The sequence below is a fragment of the Skermanella sp. genome (assembly GCF_059503625.1).
In genome coordinates this window covers 1-9,732 of sequence record NZ_JCACHA010000774.1, presented here as the reverse complement: position 1 = coordinate 9,732, position 9,732 = coordinate 1, and the positions used below count along the sequence as shown (strand labels likewise).

14 protein-coding genes are annotated in these 9,732 nt (G+C 65.1%); 8 read left to right on the top strand and 6 right to left on the bottom strand.

Annotated elements, in window-relative coordinates; genetic code table 11:
• The first annotated feature begins 32 nt into the window (after positions 1-32).
• The 4 genes from AC5JJ6_RS27090 to AC5JJ6_RS27075 all read left to right on the top strand — a co-directional run bounded on the left by AC5JJ6_RS27090 (position 33) and on the right by AC5JJ6_RS27075 (position 2,803).
• A complete protein-coding gene (locus tag AC5JJ6_RS27090; RefSeq protein WP_496045053.1) occupies positions 33-1,352 on the top strand; it encodes an acyclic terpene utilization AtuA family protein in 1,320 nt (439 codons plus the stop codon).
• Entirely contained in the window at positions 1,349-1,669 is a 321-nt protein-coding gene (locus AC5JJ6_RS27085) for an AtuA-related protein (RefSeq protein ID WP_496045052.1), read from the top strand. Before AC5JJ6_RS27090 ends, AC5JJ6_RS27085 begins: the two co-directional genes overlap by 4 nt.
• A 64-nt stretch (positions 1,670-1,733) precedes the next feature.
• Complete coding sequence (locus AC5JJ6_RS27080) at positions 1,734-2,507, top strand: SGNH/GDSL hydrolase family protein (protein ID WP_496045051.1); 774 nt, start codon at positions 1,734-1,736, stop codon at positions 2,505-2,507.
• Between the two features lie 92 nt (positions 2,508-2,599).
• Positions 2,600-2,803, top strand: a complete 204-nt coding sequence (locus AC5JJ6_RS27075; protein ID WP_496045050.1) for a hypothetical protein — start codon at positions 2,600-2,602, stop codon at positions 2,801-2,803.
• A gap of 26 nt (positions 2,804-2,829) precedes the next feature.
• Here AC5JJ6_RS27075 and AC5JJ6_RS27070 read toward each other — a convergent pair whose 3' ends face one another.
• Positions 2,830-3,153 (bottom strand): hypothetical protein, encoded by a 324-nt coding sequence (locus AC5JJ6_RS27070; protein ID WP_496045049.1) that lies wholly within the window; start codon positions 3,151-3,153, stop codon positions 2,830-2,832.
• Between the two features lie 173 nt (positions 3,154-3,326).
• Between AC5JJ6_RS27070 and AC5JJ6_RS27065 the strand changes: the two genes are divergently transcribed.
• Positions 3,327-3,452, top strand: coding sequence for a hypothetical protein (locus AC5JJ6_RS27065; RefSeq protein WP_280178501.1), 126 nt, complete (start codon positions 3,327-3,329; stop codon positions 3,450-3,452).
• 27 nt (positions 3,453-3,479) lie between these two features.
• On the opposite strand, the gene AC5JJ6_RS27060 is transcribed toward AC5JJ6_RS27065, so the two are convergent.
• The 3 genes from AC5JJ6_RS27060 to ada all read right to left on the bottom strand — a co-directional run bounded on the left by AC5JJ6_RS27060 (position 3,480) and on the right by ada (position 6,295).
• On the bottom strand, positions 3,480-4,424 hold the full coding sequence (locus tag AC5JJ6_RS27060; protein ID WP_496045048.1) for an AEC family transporter: 945 nt from the start codon (positions 4,422-4,424) through the stop codon (positions 3,480-3,482).
• Between the two features lie 75 nt (positions 4,425-4,499).
• Positions 4,500-5,213 (bottom strand): 2OG-Fe(II) oxygenase, encoded by a 714-nt coding sequence (locus AC5JJ6_RS27055; protein WP_496045047.1) that lies wholly within the window; start codon positions 5,211-5,213, stop codon positions 4,500-4,502.
• Positions 5,213-6,295, bottom strand: a complete 1,083-nt coding sequence (gene ada, locus AC5JJ6_RS27050; protein ID WP_496045046.1) for a bifunctional DNA-binding transcriptional regulator/O6-methylguanine-DNA methyltransferase Ada — start codon at positions 6,293-6,295, stop codon at positions 5,213-5,215. Before ada ends, AC5JJ6_RS27055 begins: the two co-directional genes overlap by 1 nt.
• A 212-nt stretch (positions 6,296-6,507) precedes the next feature.
• Here ada and AC5JJ6_RS27045 point away from each other — a divergent pair, with 212 nt between their 5' ends.
• Together AC5JJ6_RS27045 and AC5JJ6_RS27040 are read left to right on the top strand one after the other, a co-directional pair.
• On the top strand, positions 6,508-6,888 hold the full coding sequence (locus AC5JJ6_RS27045) for a tautomerase family protein (protein WP_496045045.1): 381 nt from the start codon (positions 6,508-6,510) through the stop codon (positions 6,886-6,888).
• A complete protein-coding gene (locus AC5JJ6_RS27040) occupies positions 6,881-8,113 on the top strand; it encodes an adenylate/guanylate cyclase domain-containing protein (RefSeq protein WP_496045044.1) in 1,233 nt (410 codons plus the stop codon). The genes AC5JJ6_RS27045 and AC5JJ6_RS27040 overlap by 8 nt, the downstream gene beginning before the upstream one ends.
• 47 nt (positions 8,114-8,160) lie before the next feature.
• Here AC5JJ6_RS27040 and AC5JJ6_RS27035 read toward each other — a convergent pair whose 3' ends face one another.
• Positions 8,161-8,826, bottom strand: coding sequence for a cupin domain-containing protein (locus AC5JJ6_RS27035; RefSeq protein ID WP_496045043.1), 666 nt, complete (start codon positions 8,824-8,826; stop codon positions 8,161-8,163).
• Positions 8,823-9,404, bottom strand: a complete 582-nt coding sequence (locus AC5JJ6_RS27030; protein ID WP_496045042.1) for a sigma-70 family RNA polymerase sigma factor — start codon at positions 9,402-9,404, stop codon at positions 8,823-8,825. Before AC5JJ6_RS27030 ends, AC5JJ6_RS27035 begins: the two co-directional genes overlap by 4 nt.
• Positions 9,405-9,502: 98 nt before the next feature.
• Here AC5JJ6_RS27030 and AC5JJ6_RS27025 point away from each other — a divergent pair.
• Positions 9,503-9,732, top strand: a 230-nt coding sequence (locus AC5JJ6_RS27025; protein ID WP_496045041.1) for a hypothetical protein, incomplete at its 3' end; no start/stop codon positions are given.

Below are 9,732 nucleotides of genomic sequence, written 5' to 3'. Positions count from 1 at the left end.
TGCCGGCTGATATCAGCTTTAGGAGACATGACATGGTACGCATCGGCTGTGGCGCAGGGTTCGGCGGAGACCGCCTGGAACCCGCGGTCCGCCTTCTCGAAGACGGTGCCCTCGACTACCTCGTGCTCGAATGCCTGGCGGAGCGCACGATCGGCCTGGGCCAGAAGCGCCGGATGCACGATCCGGCAAGCGGCTACGATCCCCTACTGGAGCGGCGCATACGCCCGCTGCTGCCGCTCCTGAAGGAGAAGGGCACGCGCATCGTCACCAACATGGGATCGGCCAACCCGCTGGCGGCGGGGCGGAAGATAGCGCAGCTAGCCGGTGAACTCGGCCTCGACATCACCGTCGCGGTGGTGACCGGCGACGACGTGCTGAACGTCCTCGACCCGGAAGCACCCTCGATGGAGGACGGCAGGCCGTTGTCCAGCTATGGCCGCATCCTGTCGGCCAACGCCTATCTCGGCTCCGACGCCATCCTGCCGGCGCTCCAGTCCGGCGCCGACGTGGTGATAACGGGCCGTGTCGCCGACCCGTCGCTTGTCGTCGCCCCCTTGGCCCATCACTTCGGCTGGAACCTCGGCGATACCGGCCGCGTCGGCCAGGGCACGGTGGTAGGCCATCTGCTGGAATGCGCCGGACAGATCACCGGCGGCTACTTCGCCGACCCTGGACGGAAGGACGTTCCGGGTCTCGCCGACCTCGGTTTTCCTTTCGCCGACGTCGACGCCGATGGCAACTGCGTGCTCGGCAAGGTCGCCGATACCGGCGGCCTCATCACGGCCGCCACCGTCAAGGAACAGCTTCTCTACGAAGTCACCGACCCTACGGGCTACGTCACGCCCGACGTGATTGCCGATTTCCAAAAAGTCCGCATCGAACCGCTTGGCCCCGACCGCGTCGAGGTCTCCGGCGGAACCGGCAGGAATCGGCCCGACACGCTGAAGGTCAGCGTCGGCTATCACGCCGGCTATGTCGGCGAGGGTGAGATCTCCTACGCCGGAGCCAACGCGCTCGCCCGTGCCCGGCTGGCCGGCGAAGTGCTCCACGCGCGGCTGGCTTCCCAGTTCCCCGACCTTCGGGTCGAATGCCTCGGCGGCGAAGCCTTCCGCTACGGCTTCCTGGAAGGGCGGGAACCGACCCGCGAATACCGCCTCCGCATCGTCGGACGCGCCCAGTCGCAGGAGTTGGCGGAAGAAATCGGCCGCGAGGTCGAAGCCCTGCTGACCAACGGCCCCGCCGGCGGCGGCGGCGCCCGCAAATACGTCCAGGAAACCGTCGGTATCGTCTCGGCCCTGCTGCCCCGCACGAAGATCGACCCTCAGGTCATGGTCATGAGGAGCGCTCCATGAAGATTCGTCTGCACGACATCGCCCATTGCAGGGCAGGGGACAAAGGCAACACCTCGACCCTGTCGGTGATCGCCTACGATCCGGCCCAGTATCCGCTGCTCTGCCGTGAACTGACGGCGGAAGCCGTGAAAGCGCACCTGTTCCGCAACGTCCAGGGCGACGTGACCCGCTACGAGATGCCAAATGTCGGCGCTCTCCAGTTCGTCTGCCGTCAAGCGCTCCACAGCGGCGTCACCACGTCGTTGACCATCGATCCCCACGGCAAGTGCCTGAGTTCCGAATTGCTGGAGATGGAAATTCCGGCATCCCGAGTATAGCCAAAATCAACGTAGCCTTGTATCAATCCAGAGGAGTCAATCGACAAGAATAACTGGGGGGACCATGTCCATCACACGCCGCCGCTTCATGTCCATCACGCAGCGATGCCTGATCGGCGCTCTTACGGGGTTGATGTTGTTCGCAGGAACCGCCGCTCAGGCTGCCGACGCGCCGGCAAAGCGCATCATGATCTACGGCGACAGCAATACCTGGGGCTACATCCCGGTCGAAAGCGGAACGACCACCCGCTATCCGCAAGACGTCCGCTGGCCGGGCGTCCTGCGGGCGGCGCTCGGCTCAGGCTACGAGGTCGTGGACGAGGGGCTGAGCGCCCGGACGACCGACCTTCCGGATCTCACCCTGCCGCATATCTCGGGCGCCGGCCTCGATGGCTCGGCCTATCTTCCGGCCGCTATTGCGACGCACCTGCCGCTCGACCTCGTCGTCATCATGCTCGGCACCAACGACCTGAAGAAGATGTTCGACCGCTCGCCCCTGCGGATAGCACTCGGCGTCGGCAAGCTGGTCGATATCGTGGCGCAGGTCAAAGGCGGCGTCGGGACGTCCTATTCTCCGCCCAAGGTCCTCGTCCTTTGTCCGCCGCCTCTCGGCACCGTCGCACCGCCGGAGCGGGCCGAGCGCTTTGCGGGCGGCCTTGAAAAGTCGAAGGCGCTGCCGGCCTATTACGAGGCCATCGCCAAGGCGGCGAACGCCGAGTTCCTGGATGTCGGCAAGCTGACCGCGACCGACGGCGTCGACGGCATCCATCTCTCCGCTGCCGCCCACAAGGCCATCGGCACGGGCGTCGCCGACAAGGTCAAGGCGCTCCTGAAGTAAATCAGCACCCCGCGCACCACTGCACAAAAAACATCGAACGCATTCCACTCCAAATCTGTTGAGCATATCCGTACCCGGATTTGGAGTGGACCATGCCGATCAGCAGTACCGACGAACTCGAAAAGGCCATGCAGGAATTCCAGCGTCTCCGCGACGCCCCGGACGACTCGTCCGACGGCAAGCGCCGCATGGAGCTCGACGCCGAGATCAAGGCCTATGACGCCTCGCGCGGCGGCGCCGCCGAGGGTGGCGGAGAGCAGACCGGCGGCGGCAGCGGCACGCCCGGCCGCTATTGAGCCCGGCTTGCCGCTGCTTCCTCTGGTCAGCCCGGGTTCAGCAGCGGGATCCTGCGCGTCTGGCAAACTTCCTCCATATGCCGGCAGAAGGCCCGCAGAATGGGGGCGGCCAGGGCTGCCGCCTCTTCGGTCACATGAGCGTCGGCTTTCAGCACGATAGCTGGAGCCTCGCGCATCAGCCGCGCGGTCCGGAACGGTCCGATGGTTTCGTCGCAGAACATGGCGGCACCCATGATGATACCCAGGACCACATCGTCGGCACCGTGCGGATGGGCCAGCGCACGGTGAAGCTCCCGAAGGAGCGAATAGGTGACGACGGACGTGTGTTCGAGCGTGGCGGTCTGGCTCATGATGCCTCTCCCCATCAGGGTTTCCGGTATCCGTGAAGCACCAGAATCGTATTTTTTACCGGCTGACGCAGTGAACCGATTCACGTTTACGATGTATACGGCACGGATTCTTTCAGGCTTCTCCGAAAGTGCCACGAAGTAGCTGCCGTATATTTCGCCCAACCGCAGGAACATTGCTTTCCAGGCAGTGTTTTAAGGCAAATGTCACGCAAGGGGGAACGGTCATGAACAGCATCTTCTACATCATCGGCGTCGTCGTGGTCATCATCGCGATCCTGTCGTTCCTGGGTCTGCGCTAACGCGGAACGGGGCTTCGGCCGTCGGCGTCAGCCGGGGTGGAGCAGCGCCAGGATCAGGGTGATGCTGACGACCGACAGCAGCGTCGTCAGCATCACCGCGTTCACGGCGCCCTCCACATAGACCCCGAACTGATGCGCTTGCAGATAGACGTTGGCCCCGGCAGGCAATCCCGCCGTGACGGTCGCCACGACCACGGCCTCCGGCGACAGCCCCGCCACCTTGGCGGTAAGGAACCAGACGATCACCGGATGAAGCGCTAGTTTCAGGACGCTCACGGTCATCGCCTCAAGCACTTCGCGGCCGATGCGGATGGTGCTCTGGGCCAGTGCGGCTCCCAGGGCGATCAGCGCAGTCGGCGAGGCGGCCGCACCGAGCATAGCCGTCATCTTGTCCAGCGGCCCCCAGATGCCGAGCCCGGTCAGGCTCCAGAGCAGACCGCTTGCGATGCCGATGATGATCGGGTTGGAAACCGTATCCCTCACCGCCGGCCAGATCAGCTTCATCGGCCCGCCCGATTGGCCGCGCCCCAGCGCAATCACCATCGTCGTCACGGGCAGCAGGATCAGGGAGTGGAAGGCGATGATCTTGGTCTGGAGGATCAGGCCGGTGGTGCCGAATGCCGTCTGCATCAGCGGCAGGCCCAGCAACGCCGCGTTGGAATACATCGACGCCATGCCGAACACGCCGAGCTGGTCCAGCTTCAGCCTGAACAGCAGCCGGCCCAGGACCAGCGCCACGACCAGGATGATCAGGCATCCGCTGAAATACGACAGGACGATCCCCGGTTCCCAGCTCGGAACGCTGCCGTCGCCGACCATCGAGCGGAACAGCAGAACCGGGATCATCAGGTAGGTCGCCGCGTTCGCCATCCCACGGACCGCCAAGGCCGGCAGGATGGAGGTGCGCCCAGCGAAGAAACCGACAAGGATCAGGCCGAAGACGGGCAGAATGATATTGATGAAAATCGCCACTACGAAGATCAGCTTTCCTGAATAGATCCACCACGGGGACCGGCGGCGCGTCGGACCCGCAATGGTACCGCCGGTTCAGGTGGCGTCGTGAAAGATCACACCAGCAGTATATCGCCTGCCGGTCAACAGCTTGCTGACGCCATGACGAAGATTGACGCGGTAGCTGCCGCGCGTGCCCATGACGGGGCGGTGGCGCACCGCGAAGACGACGGCGTCGCCCCGGCGGAGCGGCACGACCATGGGCCGGGTCTGCATCCGGGGACGCTGCTCGGTCATGACGAACTCGCCGCCCGTGAAATCCTCGCCCGGCTCGCTCAGCAGGACTGCCACCTGGAGCGGGAATACATGGTCGCCGTACAGGTCCTGGTGCAGGCAGTTGTAGTCGCCGGGACCATATCTGAGCAGCAGCGGCGTCGGCCGCGTCTGTCCCGCCTGGTGGCATCGCCTCAGGAATTCCGCATGTTCGTCGGGGAAACGCACGTCGATCCCCATCGTCTCGTTCCACCGGTTGGCGATCGGAGCCAGATGCGGGTAAAGCGAGGAACGCAGGTCGCGGACGACGCCGGGCAGGGGGTATGAAAAGTACTTGTACTCCCCGCGGCCGAAGCCATGGCGGGCCATGACGATATGGCTGCGGAAGCGGTCTTCCGCATCGTAGAGCCTGGCAAGCTCCCGGCATTGACTGGGATCGAGCAGCCGGGGTAGCACCGCCCAGCCCTCGGCATCGAGGGCGTCGGACACCGCAGTCCAGTCCACGGAGTTCCTGCCGGTAATGTCCGCCGTATCCATCAAGCGCCTCCTTCCCGCGTCAGCAGCGTCCGTTTTCGCTCGACGCCCCAGCGGTAGCCCGACAATCCGCCGTCGCTCCTGACGACGCGATGGCACGGGATCGCCACCGCCAGCGCATTGGCGGCGCAGGCGCGGGCGACCGCCCTGACCGACTTCGGCGACCCGATCCGCAACGCTATATCGGCGTAGCTTGCCGTCGCTCCCGCCGGGATCTCCCTCAACGCTTGCCAGACCCGTTGCTGGAAGACGGTGCCGCGCACGTCCAGCGGCAGGTCCAGCCCCAGGGCAGGGGCCTCGACGAACCCGATCACCCGTGCGACCGTGTCCTCGAACCCGGCGTCGCCGCCGATCAGTCGCGCTTCCGGAAAACGGTCCTGCATGTCGCGCAGGAGGATCTCCGGATTGTCGCCCAGCAGGATCGCGCAGACGCCCTTGCCGGTGGCGGCGACCAGAACGGAGCCGAGGGAACATTCGGCAAGCGCGAAGCGGATCTCGGTTCCGGCGCCGCCGGCCCGGTAACCGGTCGGTGTCATGCCGAGCATGCCGGCGGACGTCTCATAGAAGCGGCTGTTGGAATTGAAGCCCGCATCATAGATCGCTTCGGTCACCGTGGCGCTTCGTTTCAGTCCGTCCTGTACCCGCTTGGTCCGGTGCGCCGTGGCATAGGCTTTCGGCGTCAGTCCCGTGACGGCCTTGAAGACGCGGTGAAAATGGAACGGGCTCAGGCCGGCGGCATCGGCCAGTTCCGCCAGCGACGGCATCTCTTCGGCCGCTTCGATCAGGCGGCAGGCTGCCGCGACCTTGCCTGCGTTGCGCTCCGCCGGCGAAGTGCCTTTGGGGTCGCAGCGCAGGCACGGCCGGAAACCCGCCGCTTCCGCCTCGGCCGCCGTCGCGTGGAAGCGCACGTTCCGGGGGTTGGCCAGCCGCGAAGGGCAGGAAGGCCGGCAATAGACGCCCGTCGTCGCCACCGAATAGCAGAACTGCCCATCCGCCGACTTGTCCCGCGCCACCAGGGCCGCCCAGCGCGGGTCGCTCTCGGCAGGAAATTCCACCCGTACCCGCTCACCTGTGACGGTCGTCATGATCCGCTCCTTTTTTCTCCGGTATCGTCAAAGGAGTTTCCTATATGGACCGGGCGCCGGCACTCCGGCTCTTGCGGTCAAATCGGGAAATGCCGGAAAATGGCTATGTCCTCCGCGTCCCCGCCGTGGATGGTATCGTAATGTATACTGCTTAACTGGCTCTCTCAGCAGTCTCACGCAAGCACGTGGGTTCAGTCGAAAGGACTTGCTCAATGCCGTTCGTCCGCATCGATCTCGCCGCCGGCAAGTCGCCTGAATACCGCCGCACCATCGGCGAAGTCGTCTACGACGCGATGATCGAAACCATCAACGTTCCCAAGGACGACCGCTTCCAGGTCATCACCGAGCATCCGCAGCAAGACTTCATCGTCGATCCGAACTACCTGGGAATACGGCGTTCGGCCGACTGCGTGATCATACAGATCACGTTGAACCAGGGCCGCACGCTCGACCAGAAGCGCGCCTTCTACAAGGCGATCGCCGACGGGCTCAACAGCCGCCTCGACCTCCGCCGGGAGGATGTCTTCATCAGCCTCGTCGAAGTACCGAAGGAGAACTGGTCTTTCGGCAATGGCGAAGCCCAGTATGCATGAAAAGAGCATAGGCGGCGACGTCATCGACGGCATCGCGGCCTGGGTCGTCGACTCCGGTCTGGCCGGGCGTTCGGAAACCGAGTTGCTGCACGGCTTCTGCGAGCGGTGCCGAGACGCCGGCATCGACCTGTGCCGCGCCGTCACCATCATCGATACCCTGCATCCGATCTACGAAGGCCGCGCCTTCCGGTGGCGGAACGACGGCGTCCAAGAGAGCTTCATCGTCGAGTACGAGTCGACCAGCGAAGGCCCGGCGGCGGAGAAGTGGCGGAACAGCCCGTTCCAGCATCTTCTGGACACCGGCGGCGACGAGATCCGGGTGCGGCTCGCTTCGGACGAACCGGCGCGCTTCTCCTATCTCGATACGCTGAAGGCGGAAGGCCAGACCGACTACGTCGCCTTCATCCACCGCTTCGCCGGCGACGGCATCATCGGCGAGATGGATTGCGTCTATTCCTACTGGACTACCCTGCATCCCGAGGGCTTCGCCGAAACGGGACTTTCGGCCTTGCGCCGGCTGCTGCCGTCGCTGGCCCTGGCGCTCAAATGCGCGTCCCTCAAGCGGATCTCCGAAACGCTGGTCGAGGTCTATCTGGGCAAGGATGCCGGGCAGCGGGTGCTCAACGGCCACATCTCCCGAGGAGTCGCCGACAAGATCAGCGCGGTCCTGTGGTTCTCGGACCTGCGCGGCTATACCAGGATCAGCGATAACGCCGCGCCCGGTGAGATCATTCCCCTGCTGAACGATTACGCCGAAGCCGTGATATCCGCGATCCACGATGCCGGCGGCGACGTGTTGAAACTGATCGGCGACGGCGTCCTGGCTATCTTCAAGGCGGACGACCCGTCCGACGCCTGCCGTTGCGCGCTGAGGGCGGAATCCAACCTGCGGCGGCACTTGAAGATCATAGACGAGCGCCGCAACGCCATGGAAAGCCCCGTAACATCTGTTTACCTGGGACTGCATATCGGGGAAGTCTTCTACGGCAATATCGGCAGCAAGGACCGGCTGGACTTCACGGTCGTCGGGCCTGCGGTCAACGAGGTCAGCCGGATCGCTTCCATGTGCCGGTCGGTAGACCGTGATGTCGTGATGTCGGCGGAATTCGCCGCCCGGACGCCGGAGCCGGAGAAAGCCGGCCTCGTCTCGGTCGGCCGGTTCGCCCTTCGCGGCGTCGGGCGCGCCCAGGACTTGTTCACCCTGGACCGCACGGCCCGATCGTGAAGCGCATCGGCGTCGCCGCCTGCTCTGCCGAGGGTGCGCCGGGCGGTCTAGTCGGTGTCCACGCGCTCCACCGGCCCGGCCAGTACCCTGTAGCAGACGCAGCCGTCCTTTCCGGCCACGACGGTATGGGTCGAACCGCTCTCGAACTCGCCCAGGTCGCCGACCCCGTAGCAGCCGCCCTTGGCGGAATGCGGCCCCGCCTCCTCCGAGAACTCCCCCTGGAGCGTCAGGATGAGTTCCTGATCGCTGTGACGATGGACGGGCAATGCCGATCCCGGCGCCATCCTCAGGATCTCCGTCACGACCGGCGCCCGGCCCAAAGCCATGTGCAGGGCGCAGACGCCGTCCGATATGCCGACCCAGGCGGAGGGCTGCGGCAGCCGGGCCAGATAGCCTCTCAGCGGTTCGGGAACGGCCAGCCCTCCAAGGGGAGATTCCCTGGCGTTCCCCGGATCGGCTGCAAGCACCGATGACCGTGCCGGCGCTTCTTCCAGCTGGGCGACCGCCGTTGCCAGCGCGTGCGGCGGCAGCGGCTCGGGCGGCAGCGCCTCCAGCAGGACGCCACCCAGTTCATCCAGAAGCGCGGCCTGCCGCCGGCAGTCGGGGCAATATGCCAGATGCGTCGCCACCGCGAGGGCCTGGGCCTCGCGGAGCACGCCTGTCGCATACTCCAGCAACAGCGTCTCGGGGGGATGATGCCTGGGCGAGGTCAATGCGCCTCCTTCAGTTGAACCCGCAACCGCTCGATCGCGAGCCTTAGTCGGGACTTGACCGTGCCGAGCGGCAAACCGCTTTGTGCCGCGTAGTCGCCATATGATCTATCATTGAAAAATGTCGCGGCCAGTGCCTCTTCCTGTTCACGCGGAAGAGTTCCGATCGCGTCACGCAGACGCGCGCCGATTTCGGCCCGTTGCAGCGCGGATTCCGCGTCTTCCGGATCGGCCGGGCGCAGTTCCGGATCGTTGGGATCGATCTCGGGCCGCCGTTCGTGGCGCAGCAGGTCGATCCGGCGATTGCGGGCTATCGTGAAGATCCAGGCGGCGGCGCTGGCGCGGCTCCTGTCGTACTCGGCGGCTTTGCGCCAGACGGTCAGCATGACGTCCTGAACGATCTCGTCGGCGACCTCCGGCGCCGAACCGGCCCGGATCAGGAGAGCTTTGACGCGTGGCGCGAAATGAAGGAACAGGCCGGAAAAAGCGGCTTTGTCACCGGCTGCGGTCGCGACGAGGAGTTCGTCCTGAGCCTCCGGCGCAGGAGCGGCAGCTTCCGTGGAAGATCTGGCCGTGGTCACGTCCAGCGGTTTCCTCTCTGCGCTTCGGCGGGGTCATCAACCCGCCCGGAACCTTTTTGTTCCTCACGCCATTCCTCATCGCAAAATGGAGAACGGCCATGATCGACTTCGACCAACTGGTCGAAACCCTTCAAACCCATTTGGGCATGAGCGGCGATGCCCTCAACTCTGCCCTTTTGGCGATGGACAGCGACCATCTGGCGGTATTGACCCAGTATCTCGACGGCGACGAGCTGATCCGGATGCTGGAAGCCGCCGGCGTCGAGGCGGAGACCGTGCCGCCGGACGATCTCAGGATGACGCTTGAAGCCCTGGCGGAAGCCGTCAG